General features: G+C 71.7%; 27 protein-coding genes and 1 tRNA gene. 13 read left to right on the top strand and 15 right to left on the bottom strand.

Going from position 1 to position 26,445, the window contains the following annotated elements; genetic code table 11:
- Positions 1-23: 23 nt before the first annotated feature.
- The 3 genes from CR165_RS17770 to maiA all read right to left on the bottom strand — a co-directional run bounded on the left by CR165_RS17770 (position 24) and on the right by maiA (position 2,508).
- Entirely contained in the window at positions 24-1,436 is a 1,413-nt protein-coding gene (locus CR165_RS17770; protein WP_109518281.1) for a M20/M25/M40 family metallo-hydrolase, read from the bottom strand.
- 84 nt (positions 1,437-1,520) lie between these two features.
- Positions 1,521-1,892, bottom strand: a complete 372-nt coding sequence (locus tag CR165_RS17765) for a hypothetical protein (protein ID WP_109518280.1) — start codon at positions 1,890-1,892, stop codon at positions 1,521-1,523.
- Positions 1,882-2,508 (bottom strand): maleylacetoacetate isomerase, encoded by a 627-nt coding sequence (gene maiA / locus CR165_RS17760; RefSeq protein ID WP_109518279.1) that lies wholly within the window; start codon positions 2,506-2,508, stop codon positions 1,882-1,884. The genes CR165_RS17765 and maiA overlap by 11 nt, the downstream gene beginning before the upstream one ends.
- A gap of 229 nt (positions 2,509-2,737) precedes the next feature.
- Here maiA and CR165_RS17755 point away from each other — a divergent pair, with 229 nt between their 5' ends.
- A complete protein-coding gene (locus CR165_RS17755) occupies positions 2,738-3,190 on the top strand; it encodes an Lrp/AsnC family transcriptional regulator (RefSeq protein WP_109518278.1) in 453 nt (150 codons plus the stop codon).
- A gap of 12 nt (positions 3,191-3,202) precedes the next feature.
- Here the strand turns inward: CR165_RS17755 and CR165_RS17750 are convergent, their stop codons facing one another.
- Both CR165_RS17750 and CR165_RS17745 read right to left on the bottom strand, forming a co-directional pair.
- On the bottom strand, positions 3,203-4,123 hold the full coding sequence (locus CR165_RS17750; RefSeq protein WP_109518277.1) for a glycosyltransferase family 9 protein: 921 nt from the start codon (positions 4,121-4,123) through the stop codon (positions 3,203-3,205).
- Positions 4,124-5,257, bottom strand: a complete 1,134-nt coding sequence (locus CR165_RS17745; RefSeq protein ID WP_109518276.1) for a glycosyltransferase family 4 protein — start codon at positions 5,255-5,257, stop codon at positions 4,124-4,126. It abuts the gene before it with no gap.
- 152 nt (positions 5,258-5,409) lie between these two features.
- Here CR165_RS17745 and CR165_RS17740 point away from each other — a divergent pair, with 152 nt between their 5' ends.
- The 3 genes from CR165_RS17740 to CR165_RS17730 all read left to right on the top strand — a co-directional run bounded on the left by CR165_RS17740 (position 5,410) and on the right by CR165_RS17730 (position 8,414).
- Positions 5,410-6,444: an alpha/beta fold hydrolase gene (locus CR165_RS17740; protein WP_245906553.1), complete on the top strand. Its 1,035-nt coding sequence runs from the start codon at positions 5,410-5,412 to the stop codon at positions 6,442-6,444.
- Between the two features lie 72 nt (positions 6,445-6,516).
- The gene (locus CR165_RS17735) at positions 6,517-7,662 is read left to right on the top strand and encodes a fumarylacetoacetate hydrolase family protein (RefSeq protein WP_109518275.1); all 1,146 of its coding nucleotides are present in this window, start codon (positions 6,517-6,519) and stop codon (positions 7,660-7,662) included.
- A complete protein-coding gene (locus CR165_RS17730) occupies positions 7,659-8,414 on the top strand; it encodes an alpha/beta hydrolase (protein ID WP_109518274.1) in 756 nt (251 codons plus the stop codon). The genes CR165_RS17735 and CR165_RS17730 overlap by 4 nt, the downstream gene beginning before the upstream one ends.
- Positions 8,415-8,469: 55 nt before the next feature.
- Here the strand turns inward: CR165_RS17730 and CR165_RS17725 are convergent, their stop codons facing one another.
- The 4 genes from CR165_RS17725 to lipB form a co-directional block, all read right to left on the bottom strand.
- Entirely contained in the window at positions 8,470-10,023 is a 1,554-nt protein-coding gene (locus CR165_RS17725) for a UxaA family hydrolase (protein ID WP_109518273.1), read from the bottom strand.
- A gap of 54 nt (positions 10,024-10,077) precedes the next feature.
- Complete coding sequence (locus CR165_RS17720; RefSeq protein ID WP_245906552.1) at positions 10,078-11,157, bottom strand: Ldh family oxidoreductase; 1,080 nt, start codon at positions 11,155-11,157, stop codon at positions 10,078-10,080.
- A 173-nt stretch (positions 11,158-11,330) separates the two neighbouring features.
- Positions 11,331-11,975, bottom strand: a complete 645-nt coding sequence (locus tag CR165_RS17715) for a helix-turn-helix transcriptional regulator (RefSeq protein WP_109518271.1) — start codon at positions 11,973-11,975, stop codon at positions 11,331-11,333.
- A 298-nt stretch (positions 11,976-12,273) separates the two neighbouring features.
- Positions 12,274-13,002, bottom strand: coding sequence for a lipoyl(octanoyl) transferase LipB (gene lipB / locus CR165_RS17710; protein ID WP_109518270.1), 729 nt, complete (start codon positions 13,000-13,002; stop codon positions 12,274-12,276).
- Between the two features lie 65 nt (positions 13,003-13,067).
- Here lipB and CR165_RS17705 point away from each other — a divergent pair.
- From CR165_RS17705 to CR165_RS17670, 8 genes are all read left to right on the top strand, one after another.
- Positions 13,068-13,150 (top strand) — tRNA-Leu (locus CR165_RS17705).
- 94 nt (positions 13,151-13,244) lie between these two features.
- A complete protein-coding gene (locus tag CR165_RS17700; RefSeq protein WP_109518269.1) occupies positions 13,245-15,506 on the top strand; it encodes an NADP-dependent malic enzyme in 2,262 nt (753 codons plus the stop codon).
- A gap of 62 nt (positions 15,507-15,568) precedes the next feature.
- On the top strand, positions 15,569-16,270 hold the full coding sequence (locus CR165_RS17695) for a hypothetical protein (protein WP_109518268.1): 702 nt from the start codon (positions 15,569-15,571) through the stop codon (positions 16,268-16,270).
- 10 nt (positions 16,271-16,280) lie between these two features.
- On the top strand, positions 16,281-16,976 hold the full coding sequence (locus tag CR165_RS17690) for a J domain-containing protein (protein ID WP_109518267.1): 696 nt from the start codon (positions 16,281-16,283) through the stop codon (positions 16,974-16,976).
- A 131-nt stretch (positions 16,977-17,107) separates the two neighbouring features.
- Positions 17,108-17,977, top strand: a complete 870-nt coding sequence (gene galU, locus CR165_RS17685) for a UTP--glucose-1-phosphate uridylyltransferase GalU (protein ID WP_109518266.1) — start codon at positions 17,108-17,110, stop codon at positions 17,975-17,977.
- Between the two features lie 9 nt (positions 17,978-17,986).
- Entirely contained in the window at positions 17,987-19,291 is a 1,305-nt protein-coding gene (locus CR165_RS17680) for a UDP-glucose dehydrogenase family protein (protein WP_109518265.1), read from the top strand.
- A 14-nt stretch (positions 19,292-19,305) separates the two neighbouring features.
- Positions 19,306-20,718 (top strand): phosphoglucomutase/phosphomannomutase PgmG, encoded by a 1,413-nt coding sequence (gene pgmG / locus CR165_RS17675; RefSeq protein ID WP_109518264.1) that lies wholly within the window; start codon positions 19,306-19,308, stop codon positions 20,716-20,718.
- Positions 20,699-21,121, top strand: a complete 423-nt coding sequence (locus CR165_RS17670; RefSeq protein WP_181378219.1) for a gamma-glutamylcyclotransferase family protein — start codon at positions 20,699-20,701, stop codon at positions 21,119-21,121. Before pgmG ends, CR165_RS17670 begins: the two co-directional genes overlap by 20 nt.
- Before the next feature lie 6 nt (positions 21,122-21,127).
- On the opposite strand, the gene CR165_RS17665 is transcribed toward CR165_RS17670, so the two are convergent.
- Positions 21,128-22,027, bottom strand: a complete 900-nt coding sequence (locus tag CR165_RS17665) for a DMT family transporter (RefSeq protein WP_109518262.1) — start codon at positions 22,025-22,027, stop codon at positions 21,128-21,130.
- A 113-nt stretch (positions 22,028-22,140) separates the two neighbouring features.
- Here CR165_RS17665 and CR165_RS17660 point away from each other — a divergent pair, with 113 nt between their 5' ends.
- Complete coding sequence (locus CR165_RS17660) at positions 22,141-23,247, top strand: DSD1 family PLP-dependent enzyme (protein ID WP_109518261.1); 1,107 nt, start codon at positions 22,141-22,143, stop codon at positions 23,245-23,247.
- A gap of 104 nt (positions 23,248-23,351) precedes the next feature.
- Here the strand turns inward: CR165_RS17660 and metW are convergent, their stop codons facing one another.
- The 5 genes from metW to CR165_RS17635 form a co-directional block, all read right to left on the bottom strand.
- Positions 23,352-23,957 (bottom strand): methionine biosynthesis protein MetW, encoded by a 606-nt coding sequence (gene metW / locus CR165_RS17655; protein ID WP_109518327.1) that lies wholly within the window; start codon positions 23,955-23,957, stop codon positions 23,352-23,354.
- A 184-nt stretch (positions 23,958-24,141) separates the two neighbouring features.
- Positions 24,142-24,648 carry a F0F1 ATP synthase subunit B family protein gene (locus CR165_RS17650; protein WP_109518260.1) on the bottom strand — a complete coding sequence of 169 codons (507 nt, stop codon included), beginning with the start codon at positions 24,646-24,648 and terminating at the stop codon, positions 24,142-24,144.
- Between the two features lie 12 nt (positions 24,649-24,660).
- Positions 24,661-25,293 carry a F0F1 ATP synthase subunit B family protein gene (locus tag CR165_RS17645; protein WP_245906549.1) on the bottom strand — a complete coding sequence of 211 codons (633 nt, stop codon included), beginning with the start codon at positions 25,291-25,293 and terminating at the stop codon, positions 24,661-24,663.
- A 67-nt stretch (positions 25,294-25,360) separates the two neighbouring features.
- Positions 25,361-25,588, bottom strand: coding sequence for an ATP synthase subunit C family protein (locus CR165_RS17640; protein ID WP_076959667.1), 228 nt, complete (start codon positions 25,586-25,588; stop codon positions 25,361-25,363).
- 85 nt (positions 25,589-25,673) lie between these two features.
- A complete protein-coding gene (locus tag CR165_RS17635) occupies positions 25,674-26,429 on the bottom strand; it encodes a F0F1 ATP synthase subunit A (protein ID WP_109518259.1) in 756 nt (251 codons plus the stop codon).
- Positions 26,430-26,445: the final 16 nt, after the last annotated feature.

The raw sequence follows: 26,445 nt of genomic DNA, 5'->3' as shown, positions 1-26,445 counted from the left end.
CGGACCGCCCCGCCTGAGCGGCCTCAGCCGCGCGGCGGCGTGCCCGGCTCGCCCAGGTCCCACCACATGCCGGCGAAGGCCAGCAGCCCCTCGCGCGCCGGGGCCTTCAGCAGGTGCTCGTCCGGCCCGTGCTGCTTGCAGCCATTGTAGCTGTGCGGCACCCAGACCAGCGGCACGCCGAGATGGTCGACGAACACGTCGCCCGGCAGGCCGCCGCTGCTGTTGGGGATGATCTGCACGCGGCCGCCGAGGCTCCGCTCCATGCTGGCCTGCGCCCAGCGCACCCAGGGGTGGTCCGGCGCAGTGCGGCTGGCCGGCATGCGGACGAAGGCGTTCTCGATGCGCACCTGCTGCAGCCCGTGCGCGTCGAGATGGGCGCGCAGCGTGGCCTCGAAGGTGGCCGGGTCGCTGTCCACCGTGTAGCGGATCTGGCAGTGGGCGCGGGCGTCGGGCGCCACGGCGTTCACCGGGTTGGCCGGCACGCCGCTGGTCATGGCCAGCACGATGAAGCTGTTCCAGCCATAGATCTTCTCGGCCGGGGTCAGGCCGGGCTCGCCCCAACCCTCGTCGATGGTCGCGGCGCCGTCGCCGCCGCCCACCGGGCAGCCTTCCAGCACCGCGCGCACCGCCACCGGCACGCCGCCCTGCGCGCCACCCTGGGGCAGCCAGCCGCGCACCAGGATCTTGCCGTCGCGGTCCATGATGGTGGAGAGGGCATGCGCCAGCACCACCGCCGGGTCGGTGGTCAGGCCGCCCCAATGGCCGGAATGCACGCCGCCCTCGCGCAGCTTCACCACCAGGTCGCAATGCCAGGTGCCGCGCGTGCCGGTGGCGATGGTGGGCAGGCCCGGCTCGACGCGCGGCCCGTCCGAGGCGATCAGCGCATCCGCCTTCAGCGCCTCGGCCTGGGCGGCGACGAAGGCGCGCAGCCCCTTGCTGCCGCGCTCCTCGGCCATCTCCAGCACCAGCTTCACATTGGCGCCGAGGCGGCCGCCGCGCTCGGCCAGCACGGCCTCCAGCGCGGCGAGGTTGAGCGCGTGCTGGCCCTTGTTGTCGGCGGTGCCGCGGCCGTACCAGCGGTCGCCCTTGTCGGTCAGCGCCCAGGGGGTGAGGCCGGGGGACCACTGCGCGTCCAGCCCCGCTACCGTGTCGCCATGGCCGTAGAGCAGCGCGGTCGGCAGCGCCGGGTCCTCGATGCGGGTGGCCATCAGGATCGGGCCGAAGCCGGGCTCGGGGTTCTCATGCAGGCTGATGGCGAAGCCCATCCGCTCCAGCCAGGGGGCGATGGCCTCCTCCAGGTAGCGGCGCAGCGCCGGCGCGTGCTCCGCCTCCTGCGAGGTGGAGGGGATGGCGACCAGCCGCGCCAGCAGATCCTGGAACCCTCCCTGGTCGAAGAAGCGCCCCGCGCGTTCCAGCGCGCCGTCCCGCGTTGCCATGCCCTGCCATCCTTCCGTCACCATCGGCGCATGGCCCGGGCCATGCCGCAATGCGCAAGGCTTTGGCGCCGCGGCGCCACGCCGTCAACGGGTGCGGGCCGGCGCGCCCCCGGACTGGCCGCCCCCGCCGAGGCCGGCGCCGAGCAGCGCGGCGGCGGCCATGGGCAGCGCGGCCCCCATCAGCGGCGCCGCCAGCCCCTGCCCGCCGGCGGGGAGCTGCACGGGCGCGGGCGACTCCTCCTCCGGCGGCGCCAGGGTGGCGGACGGCCTGGCGGGCGGCGCCACCAGCCGGGGCATGGGCTGGCCGCGCGGCGGCACCACCACCCCGGCCTCGGCCGGCACGGACAGGCTGCGCAGCTGGGCCGAGGCGGGGGTGGCGGCGGCCAGCAGGGCCGGCAGCAGGGCGGCCATCGCCAGCGCCGCGCGGGGGGCGGCGATGCGGGGTTCAGGCGGCATCGGGTGTCTCCGGCATCGTGTCGCGGAAGGCCGGCAGCGTCATGCTGGCGGCCTCGGCGGAAAGCAGGCGGGGGAAGGCCAGCTGCACGCCGAAGCGCCGCGCGGCGTAGAGCTGCGGCACCAGGAACACATCGGCGAGGCTGACCCGGGCGCCGAAGCAGAACGGGCCGGGGCTGTCGGCCAGCAGCCCCTCGCAGGCCTCCAGCCCCTCGCTGATGGCATGGCGCGCCCAGCCCTGCACCTGCCCTTCCGTCAGGCCGGCGGCGCGCAGCCGCGCCAGCACGCCCGCGGCGTGCAGCGGCTGCGTCTCGCAGGCGATGGCCAGGGTGAAGGCGCGCATCCGCGCGCGCTGGGCCGGCTCGGGCGGCAGCAGCGGCGGGCTCGGCCACATCTCCTCCAGCCATTCCACGATGGCCAGGGACTGCGTCAGCGACCCGCCCTCCGGCAGCTCCAGGATCGGCATCAGCCCCTGCGGATTGAGGGAGACATGGCCGAGGTTGCGGGGGCCATCCTGCGGCAGGTCATGCAGCAGGGTCTCGACCTCGACCCCCTTCAGCGCGAGCGCGATGCGGACGCGCCAGGTGACGCTTGACGGGATGTAGCCATGCAGGCGCATGCCGTCCTCTCCTTTACGTGATCGTGCGGCCCGGCCGCACGACTTGTCAATCCGCTGGACGCTGACGGCACCCGGGATTGCTCCCAGGCCCACCATTTGTCTCTTTTACGATAATTGCGACATAATTTCCGGACAAATATGGCGGGAATTTGGATTTTCGCGCAGGAATCGAACTGTGGCAGCCGGCGCGGCAGCGGCTATTCAGGTCAGGCCATCCTGGGAGGGCCCCGTGGACCAGACCGACCGCCGCATTCTCCGCGCCCTGGCGCGCAACGCCCGGTTGACAAATGCCGAGCTGGCCGAGGAGGTGGGCCTCTCCCCCTCCCCCTGCTGGAGCCGGGTGAAGCGGCTGGAGCAGGCCGGCGTGATCCAGGGCTACGTGGCGCTGCTGGACCCGGCGAAGCTCGGCCTGCCCGACATCGTCTTCGTCGAGGTGATGGTCGAGAAGCATGACGAGGCGGCGCTGGCGCAGTTCGAGCGCGCGGTGCAGGACATGCCGGAGGTGCTGGAATGCCACCTGACCACCGGCGCCTACGACTACCTGATCAAGGCGGCGGTGGGCGGCACGGCGGGCTACGAGACGCTGCTGCGCGAGAAGCTCTACCGCCTGCCCGGCGTGCGCCACACCCGCTCGGCCTTCACCCTGCGCTGCCTGAAGCGGGCGATCTCCCCCACCCCCTGACGGCCGGGGCGCTCAGGACGGTGCCAGCCGCTCCAGCGCCGCGCGCACCGCCGCCTCGGGCAGTTCCGCCAGCGGCAGGTGCCGCAGGAAGGCCGTGGCCGGGCCGCGCGGGGCGCAGAGCGCGGGGTCGCTCTCGGCGCCGAACAGCGACAGGGTGGGGCAGCCGGCGGCGGCCACCAGATGCGTGGGGCCGGTGTCGTTGCCCACCGCCGCCACCGCCGCCCGCGCCAGGGCGCCGATCTGCGCCAGGCTGGTGCGGCCGGTGAGGTCCAGGCTGCCGGGCGCCGCGGCGCGCAGGATCTCGGCGGCGAGCGGCGCCTCGGCCGGGCCGCCCAGCACCGCCACGGGGCGCCCGAGGCCGGCGGCCAGGGCGGCGAATCGCTCCGCCGGCCAGCGCTTGCCCGGCCGCCCCGGCGAGGCGCCAGGGATCAGCAGGACGAAGCGGGGTGGCAGGGCGAAGGCCGAGAGGTCGTCCTCCAGCCAGTCCAGCGCGGGCGGCGGGAAATGCGTGATGCCGGCGATGGCGAGCTGCTCGCGCTGGCGCTCCAGCGTGTGCAGGGAATCGCGCGCCGGATTGGCGTGGCGGTGGCTGGCGCCGCGCGCGATGCCGGACCATTCGGGCCGCCCGCCCGTGAACAGGCGGTAGCGCGAGGAGCGGCGGGAGGTCTGCAGATCGTAGACCCGCGTGAAGCCGGCGCGGCGCAGCCGCCAGGCGAGGCGCGCCACGGCGGGCAGGTCGGTCCAGGCGGGCCGGCCATCGGCCCAGATCTCGTCGAACCAGGGGGCGCGGCGGGCCAGGCCCGCGAAGGGCGGCGTGGTCAGCAGCGTGACGCGGGCGCCGGGATGGTGCGCGCGGATGGCGGCGAAGGGGCCGAAGGCCTGCACGAAGTCGCCCAGCGCCGCCAGCTTGATGACGAGGATGCGCGGCGCCATTCAGAGCAGCTCCCGGTAGACGGCGAGCGTCGCGTCCTGCATCGCCGCGGTGGTGTAGCGGGCGCGCACCATGGCGCGGGCGGCCTCGCCCACCGCCGCGCGCGCCCCGGCCGGCAGGGCCAGCACGCGGGCGATGGCGGCGGCCAGCGCCGCCGGGTCGCCGGGCGGCACGCGCCAGCCGGTCTCGCCCTCCTGCACCGTCTCGCGCGGGCCGCCGAGATCGGCCGCGATCACCGGCCGCGCCATGGCCTGCGCCTCGATGACGGTGCGGCCGAAGGCTTCCGCGTCGGTCGAGGCGTGCAGCACGATGTCGGCCAGCAGCAGGGCGGCGGGCATGTCGTCGCCGGGGCCGGGCAGCACCGCGTCGCCCGCGAGGCCGAGCGCGGCGAGGCGGCCGCGCAACTCGGCGTCAAAGGCGCCGCGCCCGGGGTCGCCGGCCAGGATGGCGAAGGGGCGCGGGGCGGGCATCCGGGCCAGCGCCTCCAGCAGCACCCCCTGCCCTTTCCAGCGGCTGATGCGCGCGGGCAGCAGCAGCACGGGCCGGCCTTCTGGCACGCCCCAGGCGGCGCGCAGCGCGGCCACGCGCTCCGGCGCCACCGCCGCCGGGTCGAAGCGCCGCAGATCCACCCCGCGCGGGATGACCCGCAGCCGGTCCTCCCCCACCCCGTGCCGCGCCCGCACCAGCTCCGCGATGAAGTGGCTGATGGCGATGACCCGCTCGCCGCGCGCCATCACCCCGTTGTAGAGCCGCTTGCCGGGGAAGTTCTCGTTGTAGGTGCCGTGATAGGTGGTGACGAAGTGGGCACCGGCTCGCCGCGCCGCCCACAGCGCCGACCAGGCCGGGAAGCGGCTGCGCGCATGGACGATGCGCACCCCCTCGGCCGCGATCAGCCGCCGCAGCGCGCCGGCATTGGCCAGCAGCGCGGCGGGCGACTTGCGGTCCAGCGGCAGGGTGACGTGGCGGGCGCCCACCGCCTCCAGCTGCGGCACCAGCCGTCCGCCGGCCGAGGCCACCAGGGGCCGGAAGCCAGCCCGCGCCAGCGCCTCGGCGATCTCGATGGTGCCGCGCTCCACGCCGCCGGCCTTGAGGGCGGGCAGCACCTGAAGCACGGCGGGGGCGCGGTCGGCGGTCATGGGCGCGGCATTAGCGCCTGGGCGGGCGGCTGTCAGCAGCGCGGGGCGGCGGCATGGCACTGGCGGCAAAGTGAGGCGCCGCCCGTCACGCCGCACCCCACATCCCGGAGCGACCCCGAGGCTGCCGGGCAAGACCGAGGAGAAGACCAAGGATGCGGATGCGCGCGACCCTTCCCCTGCTCACCCTGCTGCTCGGCCTCGGCGCCGCGTCGGCCCCGCCCGCCGCCCTGGCGCAGGGCACGGCGGAAGGCCCCCGCTACGGCGCCCGGCTGGAGGGGTTCGACTACCCCCACCCGGTGCAGGAATTCACGCTGCGCAGCCAGGGCCAGGCGCTGCCCATGGCCTACATGGACATCCAGCCCGAGCGCCCGAACGGCCGCGCCATCGTGCTGCTGCACGGCAAGAACTTCTGCGGCGCCACCTGGGAAGGGACGATCGACGCGCTGCGCGACGCCGGCTGGCGCGTGGTGGTGCCGGACCAGATCGGCTTCTGCCGCTCCGCCAAGCCGGAGGGCTACCAGTTCAGCCTGCACCAGCTCGCCGCCAACACCCATGCGCTGCTCACCGAGCTGGGCATCCGCCGCCCCGTGGTGATGGGCCATTCCATGGGCGGCATGCTGGCCGCGCGCTACGCGCTGATGCACCCGAAGGAGACCGAGGCGCTGGTGATGGTCAACCCGATCGGCCTCGAGGACTGGGAGGCGATGGGCGTGCCGCACCAGACCATCGACGAATGGCTGGCGGCCGAGCAGCGCACCACCGCCGACAGCATCCGCGCCTACCAGCGCGACACCTACTACGCCGGCCAGTGGGAGGCGCGCTACGACCGCTGGGTGGAGATGCAGGCGGGGCTCTATGCCGGGCCGGGGCGCGAGGCGGTGCTGCGCAACCAGGCGCAGGCCAGCGACATGGTGTTCACCCAGCCGGTGGTGCAGCACTTCCCGCTGATCCGGGTGCCGACGCTGCTGGTGATCGGCGAGCGGGACAACACCGCCATCGGCAAGGCCGCCGCGCCGCCGGAGGTGCGCCGCCGCCTGGGCGACTACCAGACGCTCGGCCGCCGCACCGCCGACGCCATTCCCGGCGCGCGGCTGCTGCGCTTCGAGGATCTCGGCCACTCGCCGCAGATCCAGGACCCGGCGCGCTTCCACGCCGCGCTGCTGGAGGCGCTGCCCGCGCTGAAATGACATGCTCTCCCCCGTGGCCAGGGCGCGCGGAAGGCTTTACCAAAGCCGCACCGGCTCAACGGGAGGACTGGCATGAACAAGACCGCGACGGCATTGCCCGAGGATTGGCGCGAGGGCCATTTCGCGCTGCGCATCGAGGGCGCCGACGGCCCGCAGGCCATCGCCCTGGCCGGCGGCCAGGCCTTCGACATGACGCCCGCCTTCGGCACCGTCAGCGCCTGGCTGGCGGCCGAGGACCCGATCGGCGCCATCGCCGCGCGCGGCGAGCCGGTGGTGATCGACATGCCCGCCCTGCTGGCCGGCGGCGGCCCGGCCCGGCTGCTGGCGCCCTTCGACCTGCAGGCGCTGAAGGCCTGCGGCGTGACCTATGTGCGCTCCATGATCGAGCGCGTGATCGAGGAGCGCTGCCGCGGCGACGCCACCCAGGCCGAGGGCGTGCGCGCCGAGTTCCGCGCCATCATCGGCGAGGACCTCACCGCGCTGCGCCCCGGCAGCCCGGAGGCGATGCGCCTCAAGGAGAACCTGCTGGCCCGCGGCTGGTGGAGCCAGTACCTGGAGGTGGGCATCGGGCCGGACGCCGAGGTGTTCACCAAGGGGCAGCCGCTCTCGGCGGTGGGCTCGGGCGCGCATATCGGCATCCACCCCGCCTCCGCCTGGAACAATCCGGAGCCGGAGGTAGTGCTGGCGATCAGCCCGCGCGGCACCATCCTGGGCGCCACCCTCGGCAACGACGTGAACCTGCGCGACGTGGAGGGCCGCTCCGCCCTGCTGCTCGGCCGCGCCAAGGACAACAACGCCGCCTGCGCGCTCGGCCCGGCCATCCGCCTGTTCGATGCCGGCTTCACGCTGGAGGACATCCGCAACGCCGAGATCGCGCTGGAGATCACCGGCCCGGAGGGCTTCCACCTGGCCGAGACCGGCCCGGTGGGCAGCATCAGCCGCGACCCCACCGAGCTGGTGGACCAGCTGGTGAACCCGCACCACCAGTATCCGGATGGCGCGGCGCTGTTCCTGGGCACGCCCTTCTCGCCCAGCAAGGACCGCGACGCCGCCGGAATGGGCTTCACCCACCATGTGGGCGACGTGGTGCGCATCGCGAGCCCCCGCCTCGGCGCGCTGGTGAACATCGTCGACCGCACCGATGCCTGCCCGCCCTGGCGCTTCGGCATCGGCGCGCTGATGCGCAACCTGGCGCAGCGGGGGCTGCCGCGCGCATGAGCCTCGCGCGGGAAGAAACCGGGCGCCTGCGCAACGCGCGGGGCGAGGAGCTGGCCTGGGCGCGGCTGCCCGGGCGCGGCCCCGGCGTGGTGTTCCTGGCCGGCTTCCGCTCGGACATGGAGGGGGGCAAGGCGCTGCACCTGCGCGAGCGCTGCGCCGCCACCGGGCGCGCCTTCCTGCGCTTCGACTATGCCGGGCATGGCGTCAGCGATGGCGACTTCGCGGCGGGCTGCATTGGCGACTGGGCGGCGGATGCGGCGGAGGTCATCGCTGCGCTCACCGAGGGGCCGCAGGTGCTGGTGGGCTCCTCGATGGGCGGCTGGATCGCGCTGCTGATGGCGCGGCGGATGCCGGAGCGGCTGCACGCGCTGGTCGGCATCGCCGCCGCGCCCGACTTCACCGAGACGCTGATGTGGCCGCATTTCAGCGAGGAGCAGCGCGCCGCCATCCTGCGCGAGGGCGTGCTGGAGCTGCCCAGCCCCTATGGCCCGCCGGTGCCGATCACCCGCCGGCTGATCGAGGATGGCCGCGAGCACCTGCTGATGGGCGGCCCCATCCCGGTGGAGCGCCCGGTGCGGCTGCTGCACGGGATGCGCGACAACGAGGTGCCCTGGCGGGTGGCGCCGGAGATCGCCGCGCGGCTGGTGTCGGAGGATGTGCGGGTGACGCTGGTGAAGGATGGCGACCACCGCCTCGCCCGCCCCGAGGACCTCGACCTGATCTGGCGCACGGTCGAGGCCGCATCGAACTGACAGAAGAAAGATGGGGGCCCGGGGGAATTCCTTCCCCCGGCCTTTCCTCCCCCTGTCACCCCATGATGCCGATCTGCCACGGCACGAACTCGTGCTTGCCGAGGCCGAGATCTTCGCTCTTGCTCTTCTCGCCCGAGGCGACGCGCAGGATGTGCTCGAAGATCTTCTGCCCCATTTCCTGGAGCGAGGCGGTGCCGTCGAGGATCTCGCCGCAATTGATGTCCATGTCCTCCTCCAGCCGACGGAACATGGGCGTGTTGGTGGCGAGCTTGATGGAGGGCGCCGGCTTGCAGCCGAACATCGAGCCGCGGCCGGTGGTGAAGCAGATGACATTGGCGCCGCCCGCCACCTGCCCGGTGGCGGAGACCGGGTCGAAGCCCGGGCTGTCCATGAAGACGAAGCCCGGCGTCGTTACCGGCTCGGCGTATTTGTAGACTTCCATCAGCGGCCCGGTGCCGCCCTTCATCGAGGAGCCGAGCGACTTCTCGAAGATGTTGGCGAGCCCGCCGGCCTGGTTGCCGGGGCTGACCACGCCGTTGATCTGGGTGTCGCGCCCGGCGGCGTATTCGTCCTTCCACCAGCGGATGCGCTCGATCAGCTTCTCGCCCACGGCGCGGTTGGCGGCGCGGCGCGTCAGCGTGTGCTCCACGCCGTAGATCTCCGGCGTCTCGGAGAGGATGGCGGTGCCGCCATGGCGCGTCAGGATGTCCATGGCGTGGCCGAGGGCCGGGTTGGCGGTGATGGAGGAGAAGCCGTCCGAGCCGCCGCATTGCAGCCCCACCATGATGTGGCTGGCCGGCACGGTCTGCCGCGTGACCTGATTGGCCTCCACCAGCATCTCGCGCACCGCGGCGATGCCGGCCTCGATGCTCTTCCGGGTGCCGCCCGTCTCCTGCATGGTGAAGTGGCGCAGCTTGTCGCTGGCGGCGAGGCCGTGCTCCTGCATCAGCCCGGTGATCTGGTTGCGCTCGCAGCCCAGGCCGATGACCAGCACGGCGGCGATGTTGGGGTGGCGGATATAGCCCGCCAGCGTGCGGCGCAGCAGCTGCATCGGCTCGCCGGAGAGCTCCATGCCGCAGCCGGTCTGGTGCGTGAAGGCGGCGACGCCGTCGACATTGGGGAACTCGGCCAGGCGCTCGCTGGTGAAGTGGTCGGCGATGTTCTGCACCACGGTGGCCGAGCAGTTCACCGTGGAGACGATGCCGATGTAGTTGCGGGTGCCGACGCGCCCATCGGCGCGGACGATGCCCTGGAAGGTGGCGCGCTCCGCCTCCGGCACCATCTGCAGCGGCTCGTAGTCCTGGCAGAAGGCGTAGTCGCGGTCGAACTCGGTGAAGGTGATGTTGTGGCCGTGCAGCATGGTGCCGGCCGGCATGTCCTCGGCCGCGAAGCCGATGGTGACGTTGTACTTGAGGATCGGCTCGCCCTTGCGCAGGTGCCGGGTGGCGATCTTGTAGCCCGCCTGCACCGCCTCCCGCGCCACGATGTTCTCGCCGGGGATGGAGGTGCCCGCTTCGACGGGGATGCGCGCCACCACCACGTTGTCATTCGGGTGCAGGCGGATGACGGGGCCGTTCAGGCGCTTGGCGCTCAGGTCGATGAGGGACATGGGGCAGGCTTCCTTGGACGTTTTTCTTGGTTCGTATCGGCCGGCGGGTGCGTCTCAGGCCGGCAGCGGCTCCGGCAGGGCGACGCCGTGCCGCTCGGCCAGCGGGCGCAACCCCTCCATGATGCCGGGCGCCAGCGGCACGCCCTGCTCCAGCGCATCGTCGCGGTGCGCCAGCCCCTTCTCGCCCGGCAGCCGCACGCGGCCGATGCCGGGGCGCGGCGCCGCGGCGCGGCAGGCGGCGGCGGTGTGGCCGGTCTGCCGCTCGAAGGCGGACAGGCCGGCGAAGGCCTCGGGGTCGATCACCTGCAGGAACACGCCGGCCATCATGTTGCGGGCGCCGTCGGCGCGGCCATGGCCCGGCAGGCCCTGGGTCAGCGCCTCGGTCAGCAGGGCCCAGCCATAGCCCTTCTGGCCGTGGTCCAGCCCGCCGGCCGGCTGGATGGCGCCGCCCTGGAACACCACGTTGGGATCGTCGCTCGGGTTGCCCTCGGCGTCCAGCAGCCATTGGTGCGGGAAGCGCTTGCCCTCGCGGATCAGCCGCAGGCTCATGTTGTTGGTGGTGATGGAGGCGCTGATGTCGAGCACCACGGGGGTGCCGCCGGTGGGGAAGCCGGCCGCCATCGGGTCCGGCGCCAGCACGCCCTGGCGGGCGCCGAAGGGCGCCACGCTCGCCGTGCCGGGGGCGGAGCTGTGCAGGATGCAGAGCAGCCCGCGCGCCGCCGCCTTCGCCGGATAGACGGCGAGGCAGCCGATATGGTGGCTGTTGCCGATGGCGATGGACACCGTGCCATGGGTCTTCACCCGCTCCATGGCGATGTCCAGCGCCTTCATGGTCAGCCAGCCGCCCGGCAGGCCACGGCCATCCCAGGTCAGGCAGGCGCCACGGTCGGAAAGCACCGCCGGCTCGCCCTCCAGCGTCATCACGCCGGCGGCGATGTCGTCCATGTACTTGGGCAGCAGGCCGAGGCCGTGGGTGATGTGGCCCATCAGGTCGGACTCGACCAGCACCTCGGCCATCACCCTGGCCTTGTCCGCCGGCACGCCGGCGGCGGCGAAGAGGGCGGCGGCGGACCCGACCAGGGCCGTGGCGGGGTAGCGCGGCGTCGCGGCCTGCTGTTCCAGCGCGGCGCTCACAGCCCGGCCTCCCGGCCCATGGACACGCCCAGCCCCATCCCTGCCTTCGCTGACATTCCCGGTTATTCCTCTTCCCGCACTCATCCGATGATCGCATGATGAAGGGGAAGCCGCAACGCGCCGCGCCCCCCGGCGCAGCCTGGAAGGGGGGGGCGGAGCCGGGCGGCCGGGCGCTATTCTCCCCCCGACATCGCCGCCAGCCTGGCGGTGAGGAGAGCGAGCCGGCTCTGCCGCGAGACGCCGAGCTTGCCGAAGACGACCTTCAGCACATAGCGCGCCGTGCCCACCGTGATGCCGAGCTGCCGGCTGGCCTCTTCCGGCGTCACGCCACGCCCGACCTGCGCGGCCAGCCGTGCCTCGGCCGCCGTCAGCCCCATCATGCGCAGGGGCAGTTCGGGGCTTGGCAGGTCCTGCTCCGGCATGAAGACGAGCAGCAAGGTCGCCACCCGCCCCTGCTCGCCACGCTGGCCGGGCAGCACGGTGCCAGGCGGAAGGCGGCAGGCGCGCAACAGCAGCGGCCGCAGGCCCGAAGGCTGCGGCAGGGCGAGGAAATTCGTCTCCCATGCCGTGCCGGCGGGCACGTCCGGCATGGCCAGCATGCTGTCCAGCGCCCCCTGGCTGCGCGGGGCGGCGGCCACCAGCCGGTCCTCCCGCAGCAGCAGGCCATCTCCAAGCATTGCGTTCAGATGCGCGTTGGTCAGCAGGACGGCCCCGTCGGCCCGCAGCAGGGCGGCGCCGCATCCGATCCGGTTCAGCAGCTCGGCGACCAGACCCTCGATGGCGGGAACATCAGGCGGATACAGGGGAGCGATGGGCATGGAGGGTCCTGGCTGGAGGCGCGGCGGGCGCCGCCCGGCAAGCGGCTGGCCGCGCATCAGGCTGCGGCGAGCCATCCGCCCGGAACGAAGACAGCAGGGACGGGAACGATGCGGGTCGCGGAAGGGGCCAGGAGACGACGCACCGCGGAAGCCAGAACTAGAACAAGCGATATACTCTTGATTTCATGAACTTCATTCCGGCCGAGCATAACAGCCACCAACTCCGAACAGCCCAGTAAGGCCCCATATCAATCTCGATTCTAGTGCGCAATATCCCCCATTTGAGGTAAAGTTCCGCTCAAGCCACGGCCCCGCCGCCGAAAACGTCCTGCCAACTGGCCTTCAGCGCGCTGTCCGCCTCCGCCATGGTGACTGGCAGGCCGAGCGCGGCGAGGCTGGTGACGCCGTGCTGGCGGATGCCGCAGGGCACGATGCCGCCGAAATGCGAGAGATCGGGCTCCACGTTCAGCGCGATGCCGTGCCAGCTCACCCAGCGGGTGACGCGCACGCCGATGGCGGCGATCTTGTTCTCCCGCACCAGGAAGCCGCCCGGCGCCTTCTCTGCCACCCAGATGCCGACGCGGCCCTCGCGCCGCTCGCCCTTCACGTTGAAGCGGTCCAGGGCGCGGATGATCCACTCCTCCAGCCCGTGCACATAGGCGCGGATGTCGCGCGCCGGCACGCCGCCATGCGGGTGGTTGAGGTCGAGCATCACATAGGCGGTGCGCTGCCCGGGGCCGTGATAGGTCCACTGCCCGCCCCGCCCCGCCGCGTAGACGGGGAAGCGGGCATCGACCAGCCCCTCCGGCGTCGAGGAGGTGCCGGCGGTGTAGAGCGGCGGGTGCTCCACCAGCCACACCCGCTCGCGCGCGCCCTCGGCGCGGATGGCGGCGGCATGGGCCTGCATCTCCGCCAGGGCGGCGGGGTAGTCGGTCAGCCCCTTGGCCACGCGCCATTCGGGGGCGTGGCCGGCGGCAGCCGCCGGGCCGGCTTCAGCTTCGGGCGAAATATCCACATCAAACGTCATGGGGGTTGTTGCTGCCTCCGCGATCATCCGCTATATGCCCGCCCCAGCTTGTTGCTGTCCAACACGCGGTCGTGGCGGAATGGTAGACGCGTCAGCTTGAGGTGCTGGTGGGGGCAACCCCGTGGAAGTTCGAATCTTCTCGACCGCATATTTTTCCTAACTCGCTCGCCCCGCTTGCCACCCGGTTTCAGTCCTTGTGGACAGGCTCCGGCTCCGTCATCGTCCGGGGCACGGAGGTGCCAATGGACGAGGATTTCCGCAAGGCCGCGCTGGACTACCACCGCCTGCCGCGCCCTGGGAAGCTCAGTGTCGAAGCGACCAAGCGGATGGCCACGCAGCGCGACCTCGCGCTCGCCTATTCCCCCGGTGTAGCCGCCGCCTGCGAGGCCATCGCCGCCGATCCCCGCGCCGCCTATGAGATGACCACCCGCGGCAACATGGTCGCGGTCATCACCAACGGCACCGCCGTGCTCGGCCTCGGCGCCATCGGCGCCCTGGCCTCGAAGCCGGTGATGGAGGGCAAGGCCGTCCTCTTCAAGAAATTCGCCGGCATCGATTCCATCGACCTCGAGGTCGATGAGCTGGACCCGCAGAAATTCGTCGATGCCGTGGCGGTGCTGGAGCCCTCCTTCGGCGCCATCAACCTGGAGGACATCAAGGCCCCCGAGTGCTTCGAGATCGAGCGGAGCCTGCGGGAGCGGATGAAGATCCCGGTCTTCCACGACGACCAGCACGGCACCGCCATCATCGTCGCCGCCGCCGTGCGCAACGGCCTGCTGCTGCAGGGCAAGACGCTGGCCGAGGCGAAGATCGTCACCTCCGGCGCCGGCGCCGCGGCGCTCGCCTGCCTCGACCTGCTGGTGGCGATGGGCGCGAGCCGGGACAACATCACGGTCACCGACATCAAGGGCGTGGTCCATGCCGGCCGCACCGAGCTGATGGACCCCTACAAGGCCCGCTACGCGCGCGAGACCGATGCCCGCATCCTGGCCGACGTGCTGGAAGGGGCGGACGTGTTCCTCGGCCTCTCCGCGCCGCGCGTGCTGAAGGCGGAGTGGCTGGGCAAGCTCGCCCCCCGCCCGCTGGTGCTGGCGCTGGCCAACCCCGAGCCCGAGATCCTGCCTGAGGCGGTGCGCGCCGCGCGGCCGGACGCCATCGTCGCCACCGGCCGCTCGGACTACGCCAACCAGGTCAACAACGTCCTCTGCTTCCCCTTCATCTTCCGCGGCGCGCTGGATGCGGGGGCCACCACGATCAACGAGGCGATGAAGGTGGCGGCGGTGGAAGCCATCGCCCGCCTCGCCCGCATCGAGGCCTCCGAGGTGGTGGTGGCCGCCTATGGCGGCACCGCGCCGGTGTTCGGCGCCGAATACATCATCCCCAAGCCCTTCGACCCCCGGCTGATCCTGGAGATCGCCCCCGCCGTGGCGCGCGCCGCCATGGATTCGGGCGTGGCGACCCGCCCCATCGCCGATTTCGCCGCCTACCGGGACACGCTGGAGCGCTTCGTCTACCGCTCGGGCGACCTGATGCGCCCCGTCATCTTCGCCGCCCGCAAGGCGCCGAAGCGCGTCGCCTATGGCGAGGGCGAGGATGAGCGCGTGCTGCGCGCCGTGCAGTCCGTGCTGGATGACGGCATGGCCGAGCCGGTGCTGATCGGCCGCCGCGCCGTCATCGAGGCCAAGGTGCGCGCCATGGGCCTGCGCATGGACCTCGCCGAGAGCGTCCGCCTGCTCGACCCGGAGCAGGACACGGCCATCTTCGCGCCGCTGGTCGATATCTACCGCGCCAAGGTCGGCCGCCGCGGCGTGCCGCCCGATGCCTGCGAGCGCTTCGTCCGCACCCGCCCCACCGTCGCCGCCGCCCTGCTGCTGGAGACGGGGCAGGTCGATGCCGCCATCGTCGGCGGCCAGGGCGAGTGGATGCGCCACTGGCACCAGGCGCACGATGTCATCGGCAAGCGCGCCGACGCCAGCCGCGTCTATGCCCTCACCGGCGTCATCCTGCCCGCCGGCACGCTGTTCTTCGCCGACACCCACCTGCTGGTGGAACCCAGCGCCGAGCAGGTGGCGGAGATGACGCTGCTCGCCGCCGAGCAGGTGCGCGCCTTCGGCCTGACGCCGAAGGTGGCGCTGCTCTCCCACTCCTCCTTCGGCGCCAGCAACGCGCCCTCGGCCCGCAAGATGCGCGAGGCGCTGAAGCTGATCCAGGCGCAGGCGCCGGATCTGGAGGTGGATGGCGAGATGCACGCCGACGCCGCGCTGGTGCCGGCCATCCGCGAGAAGGCGGTGCTCGACAGCCCGCTCTCCGATTCCGCCAACCTGCTGGTGATGCCCAACCTCGATGCCGCCAACATCGCCTACAACCTGGTGAAGGCGGCGGCGGACGGGCTGCAGCTCGGCCCCATCCTGCTCGGCATGAACAAGCCGATCCACGTGCTGGTGCCGAGCGTGACCGCGCGCGGCATCGCCAACCTCACCGCGCTGGCCGCCACCCAGGCCTGAGCGGCCGATTTCTCCGCGCCGGATGCCTTCGCTTCCGGCGCGGCAGGCCCCATCTTGGGGGCATGGCGAATCTTCCAGCCCGCCCCGCCTCGGCCGCCGTGAGCGCCTTCCTGAAGCAGGTGGAGAGCCTGCCGGCGGTGCGCGCCGGCACGCACCGCCCCGGCCGCCTCATCTTCGCCATCGACGCCACGGCCAGCCGCCAGCCGAGCTGGGACCGCGCCTGCGCCGTGCAGGCCGACATGTTCCAGGCCGCCGCCGCGCATGGCGGGCTGGCGGTGCAGCTGGCCTATTACCGCGGCTTCGGCGAGTTCGCCGCCACCCCCTTCCTGACCGACGGGCGGGACCTGGCGCGGCGCATGTCCGGCGTCTCCTGCCTGGGCGGCCATACCCAGATCGGCCGCGTGCTGGCCCATGCCGAGACGGAGACGGCGCGCGAGAAGGTGGCCGCCCTGGTCTTCGTGGGGGACGCGGTGGAGGAAGAGGCGGATGCGCTCTGCCACGCCGCCGGCCGGCTCGGCCTGCGCGGCACGCCGGCCTTCGTCTTCCAGGAGGGGGAGGACCCGGTGGCCACCGGAGTGCTGCGGCAGGTGGCGAAGCTCTCGGGCGGCGCACACCGGCGGCTGGATGGCGGCAGCGCCGCCGCGCTGCGGGAGTGGCTGAACGCCGTGGCGGTGTTCGCCGCCGGCGGCCGGGCGGCGCTGGCGCGGCTGCAGGGCAGCGCCGCCCGCACCCTGGCGGCACAGCTTCCGGCCCCGCCCCGGTGATGGCGCGGCCATGACCTGGCTGCTGGGCGCGCTGGCGCTGCTGGTGCTGCTGGCGGCGCTGGCGCAGGGCTTCGCCACCGCCAGCGTGGCGCAGGTGAAGCGCACCGCCGTCATCCTGCTGGCGGTGGTGGGCCTCGGCGCCTTCGGGCTGCTGCTCTACAGCGGGCGGGTGGCGCAGGCCATGCCGGCCCTGCTGGCCATGGCGCCGCTGCTGCTGCGGCTCTGGCGCGGCTGGCGGCAGGCGCGGCGCTTCGGGGCGCCGGGCGAGCAGGCTTCCAGCCTCAACACCGCCATGCTGGCCATGCGGCTGGACCTTGCCAGCGGCACGCTCTCCGGCCGGGTGCGGGAGGGCCGCTTCGCGGGGCGGGAGCTGGGCGAGCTGGCGCAGGACGAGCTGCTGGCCCTGCTGGGCGAATGCGAGGCGCGCGACCCGGAAAGCGTGCCGCTGCTGGAGAACTGGCTGGACCGCGCCTGGCCCGACTGGCGCGCGGCGTACCACCAGGAGCACGGGCATGGCCAGGCGGCCGGCCCCGGGGAGATGGACCGCGCCGCCGCCCTCGCCCTGCTCGGGCTGGAGGAAGGGGCGGACGCGGCCGCCATCCGCGCCGCGCACCGGCGGCTGATGCGGGCCGCGCACCCGGATCGTGGCGGTTCTGCGGCGCTGGCCGCGCAACTCAACAGGGCCCGCGATCTTCTGCTAGGTTGAATTCACGGAATCACGTCTGACCGATGAATTGCCGCGGCTGTTGCGGCGTGGCAATGCTGCGCCAGGACAGCCTGAATTTCGCCACCGCCCCGTGGCCGAATGCACCGACCACAGACTGGAGGACCAGCCGAGTGACGAAACCGTTGAAGAAGGCCGTGCTGCCCGTGGCCGGCCTGGGTACGCGTTTCCTGCCGGCCACCAAGGCCCTGGCCAAGGAGATGCTGCCCGTCGTCGACAAGCCGCTGATCCAGTACGCGGTCGAGGAGGCGCGTGCCGCCGGCATCGAGCAGTTCTGCTTCGTCACCGGCCGCGGCAAGACTGCCATCGTCGAGCATTTCGACGTGGCCTATGAGCTTGAGAAGACCCTGGAAAGCCGCGGCAAGCTGGATGTGCTGGAGGAGCTGCGCGCCCAGGCGCAGATGCCCGGCAGCATCACCACCGTGCGCCAGCAGGTGCCGATGGGCCTCGGCCACGCCATCTGGTGTGCCCGTGCCTTCATCGGCAACGATCCCTTCGCGATCCTGCTGCCCGACGACCTGATGCTCTGCAAGACCTCCTGCACCAAGCAGCTGGCCGACGCCTATCTGGAGACCGGCGGCAATGTCGTGGCCGTCGAGGAAGTCCCGATGGAGCGCGTCAACAAGTACGGCGTGCTGGATATCGCCGAGGACAAGGGCCGCCTGGTCTCGGTCAAGGGCCTCGTCGAGAAGCCGAAGGTGGAGGACGCGCCCTCCAACCTCACCGTCATCGGCCGCTACGTGCTGATGCCGGAGGTGCTGGAGCATCTCGCCAAGATGGAGAAGGGCGCCGGTGGCGAGGTGCAGCTGACGGATGCGATGGCCAAGCTCATCGGCACCCAGCCCTTCCACGGCCTGCGCTACGAGGGCCGCCGCTTCGATTGCGGCGACAAGGTGGGCTTCCTCGAGGCGCAGATCGCCTTCGCCTTGCAGCGGCCGGACATCGCCAAGGCGGTGCACGACTTCCTGCCGAAGTATGTCTGAGGCCGGCTGATGCGCATCGCCATGATCGGGGCCGGCTATGTCGGCCTCGTCTCGGGCGCCTGCTTCGCGGAGTTCGGTGTCGATGTCTGCATCGTCGACACCGATGCGGGGAAGATCGAGGCCCTGCATGCGGGGCGCATCCCGATCTACGAGCCGGGCCTGGACCGGCTGGTGGAGGAGAATGCGCGCGATGGCCGGCTGACCTTCACCACCGACCTGAAGCAGGCGGTGCGCGGCGCCGACGCGGTGTTCCTGGCGGTGGGCACCCCCACCCGCCGCGGCGACGGGCATGCCGACCTCACCTATGTCTTCGCCGCCGCCGAGCAGGTGGCCCGGGCGGCCGAGGGGCCCCTGGTGGTGGTGACGAAGTCCACCGTGCCGGTGGGCACCGGCCGCAAGGTCAAGGAGATCGTCCGCGCTGCCCGCCCGGATCTCGAGATCGAGGTCGCCTCCAACCCCGAGTTCCTGCGCGAGGGCAACGCCATCGGCGATTTCATGCGGCCTGACCGCGTGGTGATCGGCACCGAATCCGAGCGCGCCCTGGCCGTGCTGAGGCGGCTCTACCGCCCGCTCTACCTGATCGAGACGCCGGTGGTGGCGACCTCGATCGAGACGGCGGAGCTGATCAAGTACGCCGCCAACGCCTTCCTGGCGGTGAAGATCACCTTCATCAACCAGATGGCCGATCTCTGCGAGAAGGCCGGGGCCGACGTGCACGACGTGGCGCGCGGCATGGGGCTCGACGGCCGCATCGGCCGCAAGTTCCTGCATGCCGGGCCGGGCTATGGCGGCTCCTGCTTCCCGAAGGACACGCTGGCGCTGGCCCGCACCGCGCAGGAGCTCGGCGCGCCCGCCACCATCGTCGAGCAGACCATCGCCGCCAACGAGGCGCGCAAGGCGCAGATGGCCGAGCGCGTCATCGCCGCCTGCGGCGGCTCGGTGGAGGGCAAGACCATCGCCGTGCTGGGCCTGACCTTCAAGCCCGAGACGGACGACATGCGCGACGCGCCCTCGCTCGTCATCGTCCCGGCGCTGATCGCGGCCGGCGCCACGGTGCGTGCCTACGACCCGCAGGCCGGCCACGCCCGGCAGGTGCTGCCCGATACGCTGCACTTCGCCGGCAGCGCGATGGAGGCCGTCAAGGCCGCCGACGCCCTGGTGCTGATCACCGAGTGGAACGAGTTCCGCGCCCTCGCTCCCAAGAAGCTGAAATCCGCCATGCGCGGCCGCGTCATCTGCGACCTGCGCAACGTCTGGGACCCCGCCGCCATGCGCGAGGCAGGGTTCCACTATTCCTCCATCGGCCGACCCTGAAGAAGGATCCCCGGATGACCGCCTTCCGCCACGAGTTCCACCCCACCTCGCTCCGCGAGTACGACATCCGCGGGATCGTCGGCAAAACCCTCTCCGGCGCGGATGCCTTCGCCATCGGCCGCTGCTTCGGCAGCATCGTCGCGCGCGGCGGCGGCAAGAAGGTGGCGGTGGGCTATGACGGCCGCCTCTCCTCGCCCGAGCTGGAGGCGCAGCTCGTCGCCGGCCTCGTCGCCTGCGGCCTGGAAGTGGCGCGCATCGGCTGCGGCCCGACGCCGATGCTCTACTACGCCGCCTATTCCCTCTCCGCCGACGGCGCCGTCATGGTCACCGGCAGTCACAATCCGCCGGACTACAACGGCTTCAAGATGATGCTGGGCAAGAAGCCCTTCTTCGGCAGCCAGATCCAGGAGATCGGCCGCATGGCCGCGGCCGGCGAAGTGGTGCCCGAGGCCTCCGGCTCCTCCACCAGCGTCGATGTGTCCGAGGACTACGTCGCCCGGCTGCTCAAGGACTATGACGGCGGCGACCGCGCGCTGAAGGTGGTGTGGGACCCGGGCAACGGCTCCGGCGCCGAGATCACCAAGCGGCTGGTGGCGAAGCTGCCCGGCGAGCACACCGTCATCAACGGCGAGATCGACGGCAACTTCCCGAACCACCACCCCGACCCGACCGTGCTGAAGAACCTCCAGCAGATCATCGCCGAGGTGAAGGCCAAGGGCGCCGATCTCGGCATCGCCTTCGATGGCGATGCCGACCGCATCGGCGCCGTGGATGGCGAGGGCAACATGCTGTTCGGCGACCAGCTCCTGGTGGTGCTGGCGCGCGACGTGCTGAAGAACCATCCGGGCGGCACCATCATCGCCGACGTCAAGGCGAGCCAGGTGCTGTTCGACGAGGTCGCCAAGGCGGGCGGCACGCCGCTGATGTGGAAGACCGGCCACTCGCTGATCAAGGCCAAGATGGCCGAGACCAAGTCGCCGCTGGCAGGCGAGATGTCCGGCCACATCTTCTTCAACGACAAGTGGTACGGCTTCGACGACGCGCCCTACTCCGCCATCCGCCTGCTCGGCATCGTGGCGCGCGCCAGCGAGAGCCTGGCGCAGATGCGCGACGCGCTGCCCAAGGTGATCAACACCCCGGAACTCCGCTTCGACTGCCCGGATGAGCGCAAGTTCGGCGTCATCCAGGAGGTGAAGGGCCGTCTCGCCGCTTCCGGCGCCAATGTGCAGGACGTGGACGGCGTGCGGGTGCTGACCGAGGATGGCTGGTGGCTGCTGCGCGCCTCCAACACCCAGGCGGTGCTCGTCGCCCGTGCCGAGGCCAAGACCGAGGAAGGGCTGGAGCGCCTGAAGGCCCTGCTGGCCGAGCAGGTGACGGCCTCCGGCCTCGCCGTGCCGGATTTCTCGGGTGAGAACGCCGGACACTGAGAGCCTGTCCAGGGGGCTCCGCCCCCTGGACAGACGGATCTGCTCCGGGGGGCTCCGCTCCCCGGAGACCGGCATCAGGGGGAGCCTCTTCCTCTATGGGACGCTGCTGGAGGCCAGGACACTGGCGAGGCAGTCGGGCGACGGCACCCTCCACCGCCGGGCCATTCCCGCCATGCTCCACGGCTACCGGCGCGGCAGACTGCGCGGCACCCCCTTCCCCACCTTGCTTCCAGACCCTGGCGGCCACGTCCAGGGCCTGCTGATCCGGCCCAAAGCGAAGGCCCTGGCGCGACTGCACGCCTATGAGGGGCCGCCCTACCGGCTGGTGCCGCTGCGGGTGGAGACCCGGCGCGGCATCCGCTGGGCGCGCGCCTGGGCGGTTCCCCGCTGGCGCGCGGCCTGAAGAGCCCTACTGCGGATGGACGGGCGGTACGCGAGCCCAGCCCTTCGGCCGGCGCACCCGCTCGCGCAGGAAGGTCATCAACCCCGAGAGGATGATGATGGCGACGCCGAGTGCCATCACCGGCTCCAGGTGGTCGCCGAAAATGAGGTAGCCGAAGGCGATGGCCCAGAGCATCTGGCTGTACTGCGCCGGCGCCACCAGGCTGGCCGGGATGCGCTGCGAGGCCAGCATCACCAGGATGTTCCCCGTCGCCATCAGCAGCCCGTAGCCCATCAGCAAGGCCCATTGCACCGGCGTGGGCCAGACGAAGGCCGGCAGCATCAGCAGCCCGCACCCCACCACCGGCCCGATCAGCCCGGCGCCATAGAGCGAGAGGCGCGACTCGCTCTTCCCGTGGGCACGCATCATCACCACCGTCACGGCGCCGGAAAGCCCGCCCACTATGGCGCCGAGATGGCCGATGTTCAGCTCGCGGAAGCCGGGCCGCAACACCACCAGCACGCCGGCGAAGCCCAGGAGGACGGCACACCAGCGCCGCCAGCCCACCTCCTCACCCAGGAAGCTCACCGAGAGCAGGGTGACGAAGGTCGGCATCAGGAACAGCAGGCAGAAGGCCTCGGCCATCGAGAGATGGGTGAAGGCGGTGACGCTGCCCAGCGCCCCGGTGAAGGCGGCCCCGGCGCGCAGCAGCCACATCGGCCGGCTGCGGGCGCGGAAGATGTCGGTCAGCCGCTCGCCGGGCGCCCGCAGCAGCGGCAGCGCCACCACGCCGGAGAGCGCGCCGAAGAACACGGCCTGATAGGCGCCAAGACTGCCATGCAGCAGCTTCACCGAGGCATCACTGATGGCGTATGCGGCAAAGGCCAGGAAGGCGAGCAGGATGCCTTGCGGCGTGGAACGGTCCATGAGATGCCCGGAAAGATCGTGCTGCGGTGCGGTGTGACCCAGCAGGCCAAAGCCCGCCAGGGCTCGAAAGGTTACAAATCGAAGCGCGCCCACCGCGCCTTGGAGGAAGCCCCATGCTGCAACGCCCCCCCGCCGAGCCTGGCATGCCCGAGGAGGAGGTGGACACCCCCGCCCTGATCCTCGACCTCGACGCGTTCGAGGCGAATCTGGACGCCATGGCGGCCTTTCTGGCGCCGACCGGCACAAAGCTACGGGCGCACGCCAAGACGCACAAATCCCCCGTGGTGGCCTTGCAGCAGATGCGCCGCGGCGCCGTCGGCCAATGCGTGCAGAAGGTGGCCGAGGCCGAGATCCTGGCCTGGGGCGGCGTGCCGGACATTCTGGTGAGCAACGAGGTGGTGGCGCCGCGCAAGCTGGCGCGTCTGGCCGCCCTCTCCTCCATCAGCCGCGTGGCGCTCTGCGCCGACGACGCGGCGGGCGTCGCGCTGATCGAGCAGGCGGCCGAGGCCGCCGGGCTGCGCATGACGGTGCTGGTGGAGATCGATGTCGGCGCCGGCCGCTGCGGCGTGGCCCCGGGGCCGGAGGCGGTGGCCCTGGCGCAGCGCATCGCCGCCAGCCCACACCTGATCTTCGGCGGGCTGCAGGCCTATCACGGCCGCGCCCAGCACATCCGCAGCCCGGAAGGCCGCGCCGAGGCCATCGGCAGCGCCGTGGAGCACACCAGGCGCACCGTGGAGCAGCTGCGCCAGCAGGGGCTGGATTGCGCCATCGTCGGCGGCGCCGGCACCGGCACCTTCCGGCACGAGGCGATGAGCGGCGTCTTCACCGAGATCCAGGCCGGCTCCTACGCCTTCATGGACGCGGACTACGCCGCCAACGAGGAGGCGCCGCCCTTCCGCCACGCGCTGTTCCTGCTCTCGCAGGTGATGAGCACGCCGAAGCCGGAGCTGGCGGTGCTGGATGCCGGCCACAAGGCGGCGCCCACCGACTCGGGCTTCCCGAAGGTCTGGCAGCGCCCCGGCCTGCGCTACGCCGGCGCCTCGGACGAGCACGGCAACCTGGTGGTGGAGGGCGGCACCCGCCCGAAGCTCGGCGAGAAGCTGCGCCTGGTGCCGGCGCATTGCGACCCGACGATCGACCGCTACGACTGGTTCGTGGGCGTGCGGAACGGCCGGGTGGAGTGCCTCTGGCCGATCGCCGCGCGGGGAGCGATGAGCTAGGCATTCTTCTTTTTCTGAAGAAAAAGAAGCAAAAAGACTTTGTCAGTTTGGCTTGGCGCTAAACTGACAAAAGTTTTTTGGTTCTTTTTTCCAAAAAAGAACCCTTAGCCTTCTTTCTTCTTGAGCAGGAACAGCGCCTGCTCCCCGAACAAATTGGCCAGCTTCACCGAGCGCTTCCACGGCGCCCGCAGGCCCTTCTCGTCCACCGCCAGCCACTCCTCCACCGCGTAGCCATCCCGCTCGCACAGATCGATGAAGTCGAGGATGGTGCAGGGGTGGATGTTGGGCGTCTCGTGCCAGGGGCGGCCCCAGGTCTCGGTCATCGGCATGCGGCCGGTGAGCAGCAGCTTCATCCGCACCTCCCAATGGCCGAAATTCGGGAAGGAGACGAGGGCGTGCCGGCCGATTCGCAACATCTGCCGCAGCACCTCGCGCGGCTTCTCCACCGCGTGGATGGTGCGGGAGAGCACGACATAATCAAAGGCGTCGTCCGGGTAGAAGGCCAAGTCGTTGTCGGCGTCGCCATGGATCACGGCGAGCCCCTGGGCCACGGCGGCGGTGGCCTGCGCCATGTCGATCTCGATGCCGCGCGCATCGGCGTTCTTCTCGCGCTCCAGGTGCTCGAGCAGCGCACCGTCGCCGCAGCCGATGTCGAGCACCTTCGCCCCGGCCGGGATCATCTCCGCGATCAGCCGCAGATCGAGGCGCATGTTCTTGGCGACGAAGCGAACCGGTGACGGCGTATCGGACAAGGCGGGAAGATCCTGGGCCGCGAGGTGGGGCGGGATCGTTACTCCCGCCAGGGAGCCGAGGCAAACCCCCCGGCCCTGGAGAGGCCATGAAAAAAGGGGGCCTCGCGGCCCCCTCTCCATGACAGTGGCTGCCGGGCGCCGCTCAGGCGGCGCGGAGCGCCCGCGGCAGGTCGGCCACCGCGCTGTCGATCAGCTTGGCATCGGCCTCGGCGGTCAGCTCGGCGGCGATCACCTCGCGCGCCGCGGCGGCGGCCACGGTGGCAGCGGCCTGCCGCACCTCGGCCAGGGCACCTGCCTCGGCGGCCTGGATGCGGTCCATCGCCATCTGCTCGCGGCGCTTGGCGGAGGCCTCGGCCTCGGCGGCGGTCGCGGCGGCGAGGCGCTCGGCCTCAGCCTTGGCACGGGCCAGCAGGGTCTCGGCCTCGGCCAGGGCGGCGGCGCGGTCGGCCTCCGCCTGGCGGCGCATCGCCTCGGCCTCGGCGCGCAGGCGCGCGGCCTCATCGAGGGCGGTGCGGATCTTGGCGGCGCGGGCGTCCAGCGCCTCGGTCGCCTTCGCCCAGATCATGCGGCCCAGCAGGACCACGAAGATGACGAAGGAGACGGCGACCCAGAACTTCGGGTTCAGCCAGAAATGCTCGTAGTGGTGCATCGTGCCCGCTCCTTACGCCTTGCCCTGGGTGGCCAGCTCGCGCTGCACGGCGGCGGAGACGGCGGTCTCGTTCTTGATTCCGGACAGGCGCTGCACCAGGGCATTCGCCGTGTCGGTGGCCACCTCGCGCAGCGCGCCCATGGCGGTGTCGCGGGCGGCGTTGATGCGGGCCTCGGCGGCCTCGATCTGCTGGCTCAGGCGCTCGTTCAGCGCGGCGCTGCGCGCGGCGGCGTCGGCCTGGGCGGACTGGGTGGCCTCGGCGATGGCAGTCTGGCTCTCGGCGCGGGCGCGGGCGGTAGCGGCCCGGTGGGCCTCCATGGCGGCGTCGGCCTCGGCCTTGGCGGCGCGGGCGGCCTCGAGGTCGCCCTCGATGCGGTTGCGGCGCTCATCCAGCACGGAGGCGACGCGGGGCAGCGCGATATTGGCCAGCGCGTAGTACAGGACACCGAAGATGATCAGCAGCCAGACCACCTGGGCGAGCATCAGCGGATTGCCGAAATCCAGCTGCGGCATGCCGCCGCCAGAGGCTTCCGCCGCCGCGACCGACTGTGCCTCAAGGCCGCCGGGCGCCACGGTTGCCGCCATCGCCTGGGCACCGAGGCTGTAGAGCGCGGCCGTCACGCCGGCGAGGGTCATCCGCTTCATCATCTGCTTCCCTGCAATTGGCGCCCCGGATTCGGTGGGGCGCGGCGGCTGCCGCGCCCCGGCCGGATCAGGTGAACAGGATCAGGAAGGCGATCAGCAGCGCGAACAGCGCCACGGCTTCCGTCAGGGCGAAGCCCAGGATGCCGATCGGGAACACGGTGTCGCGCGAGGCCGGATTGCGGGCCACGGACGCGATCAGCGTCGAGAAGATGTTGCCCAGCGCCAGGCCGACGCCGAACAGGGCGAGGACGGCGATGCCGGCACCGATCGCCTTCGCAGCAAGCACGATTTCCATCAGAGTGATCCCTTCGCTGATCTGATGTTGGTCCGCGAAACGCGGGTCCCGTAGAGACGTGGCCCCCTTGTGGGGACTGACCCCGTCAGTGCAGGTGCACCGCGTCGTGCAGATAGATGCTGGTGAGGATGGCGAACACGTAGGCCTGCAGGAAGGCCACCAGGAGTTCAAACCCGACCAGGAGGACGTTGACCGAAAGCGGCAGCACCGCGAGGAGCGGGCCGACGATGCCCAGGCCGCCCAGCAGCACGACGAAGGTGGCGAACACCTTCAGCAGCACGTGGCCGGCGACCATGTTGGCGAACAGACGGACGGAAAGGCTGATCGGCCGCGAGAGGTAGGACACCACCTCGACCGGCACGATGATGGGGGCGAGCCAGAGCGGCGCGCCCTCGGGGAAGAAGTAGCCGAAGAACTTCTTGCCGTGCAGCGCCAGCGCGACGATCGTCGTCACCAGGAACACCAGGAAAGCCAGGCCGAAGGTGACGGCGATGTGGCTGGTGTAGGTGAAGGCGTAGGGGAACAGCCCCAGCACGTTGCCGAACAGCACGAACATGAACAGGGCGAAGACGAAGGGGAAGTAGCGCTTCCCCTCATGCCCCACCTGCCCGATCACGAGGTTCTCGACGAATTCGTAGAAGGTCTCTGCCAGCGCCTGGAAACGGCCCGGGACCACGGCGCGCGGCGCCATGCCCATGATCATGACCAGCACGATCACCACAGACGCCACCAGCATGTGGGCGTTGGACTGGGTGAAGTTCACCGCCGCGCCAATGGGCCCGAAGGCGTGCGTCAGCTCGAACTGGCTCAGCGCGTCGATCGTCTTGCCTTCGGCGGCCACTGTGGCTCTCCCGTAT

Source organism: Teichococcus aestuarii (assembly GCF_003116135.1).
Classification (GTDB): Bacteria; Pseudomonadota; Alphaproteobacteria; order Acetobacterales; family Acetobacteraceae; genus Pseudoroseomonas; species Pseudoroseomonas aestuarii.
The sequence above is the reverse complement of the archived record's forward strand: the minus strand, read 5'-3'. Positions and strand labels throughout refer to the sequence as shown.

What these genes read in the sequence shown, in the direction of transcription:
- CR165_RS17770 (WP_109518281.1), bottom strand. Translation starts at nt 1,436, where the DNA reads ATGGCAACGCGGGACGGCGCGCTGGAACGCGCGGGGCGCTTCTTCGAC.
- CR165_RS17765 (WP_109518280.1), bottom strand. Translation starts at nt 1,892, where the DNA reads ATGCCGCCTGAACCCCGCATCGCCGCCCCCCGCGCGGCGCTGGCGATG.
- maiA (WP_109518279.1), bottom strand. Translation starts at nt 2,508, where the DNA reads ATGCGCCTGCATGGCTACATCCCGTCAAGCGTCACCTGGCGCGTCCGC.
- CR165_RS17750 (WP_109518277.1), bottom strand. Translation starts at nt 4,123, where the DNA reads ATGGCGCCGCGCATCCTCGTCATCAAGCTGGCGGCGCTGGGCGACTTC.
- CR165_RS17745 (WP_109518276.1), bottom strand. Translation starts at nt 5,257, where the DNA reads ATGACCGCCGACCGCGCCCCCGCCGTGCTTCAGGTGCTGCCCGCCCTC.
- CR165_RS17740 (WP_245906553.1), top strand. Translation starts at nt 5,410, where the DNA reads ATGCGGATGCGCGCGACCCTTCCCCTGCTCACCCTGCTGCTCGGCCTC.
- CR165_RS17735 (WP_109518275.1), top strand. Translation starts at nt 6,517, where the DNA reads ATGAACAAGACCGCGACGGCATTGCCCGAGGATTGGCGCGAGGGCCAT.
- CR165_RS17730 (WP_109518274.1), top strand. Translation starts at nt 7,659, where the DNA reads ATGAGCCTCGCGCGGGAAGAAACCGGGCGCCTGCGCAACGCGCGGGGC.
- CR165_RS17725 (WP_109518273.1), bottom strand. Translation starts at nt 10,023, where the DNA reads ATGTCCCTCATCGACCTGAGCGCCAAGCGCCTGAACGGCCCCGTCATC.
- CR165_RS17715 (WP_109518271.1), bottom strand. Translation starts at nt 11,975, where the DNA reads ATGCCCATCGCTCCCCTGTATCCGCCTGATGTTCCCGCCATCGAGGGT.
- lipB (WP_109518270.1), bottom strand. Translation starts at nt 13,002, where the DNA reads ATGACGTTTGATGTGGATATTTCGCCCGAAGCTGAAGCCGGCCCGGCG.
- CR165_RS17700 (WP_109518269.1), top strand. Translation starts at nt 13,245, where the DNA reads ATGGACGAGGATTTCCGCAAGGCCGCGCTGGACTACCACCGCCTGCCG.
- CR165_RS17695 (WP_109518268.1), top strand. Translation starts at nt 15,569, where the DNA reads ATGGCGAATCTTCCAGCCCGCCCCGCCTCGGCCGCCGTGAGCGCCTTC.
- CR165_RS17690 (WP_109518267.1), top strand. Translation starts at nt 16,281, where the DNA reads ATGACCTGGCTGCTGGGCGCGCTGGCGCTGCTGGTGCTGCTGGCGGCG.
- CR165_RS17680 (WP_109518265.1), top strand. Translation starts at nt 17,987, where the DNA reads ATGCGCATCGCCATGATCGGGGCCGGCTATGTCGGCCTCGTCTCGGGC.
- pgmG (WP_109518264.1), top strand. Translation starts at nt 19,306, where the DNA reads ATGACCGCCTTCCGCCACGAGTTCCACCCCACCTCGCTCCGCGAGTAC.
- CR165_RS17665 (WP_109518262.1), bottom strand. Translation starts at nt 22,027, where the DNA reads ATGGACCGTTCCACGCCGCAAGGCATCCTGCTCGCCTTCCTGGCCTTT.
- CR165_RS17660 (WP_109518261.1), top strand. Translation starts at nt 22,141, where the DNA reads ATGCTGCAACGCCCCCCCGCCGAGCCTGGCATGCCCGAGGAGGAGGTG.
- metW (WP_109518327.1), bottom strand. Translation starts at nt 23,957, where the DNA reads ATGCGCCTCGATCTGCGGCTGATCGCGGAGATGATCCCGGCCGGGGCG.
- CR165_RS17650 (WP_109518260.1), bottom strand. Translation starts at nt 24,648, where the DNA reads ATGCACCACTACGAGCATTTCTGGCTGAACCCGAAGTTCTGGGTCGCC.
- CR165_RS17645 (WP_245906549.1), bottom strand. Translation starts at nt 25,293, where the DNA reads ATGAAGCGGATGACCCTCGCCGGCGTGACGGCCGCGCTCTACAGCCTC.
- CR165_RS17640 (WP_076959667.1), bottom strand. Translation starts at nt 25,588, where the DNA reads ATGGAAATCGTGCTTGCTGCGAAGGCGATCGGTGCCGGCATCGCCGTC.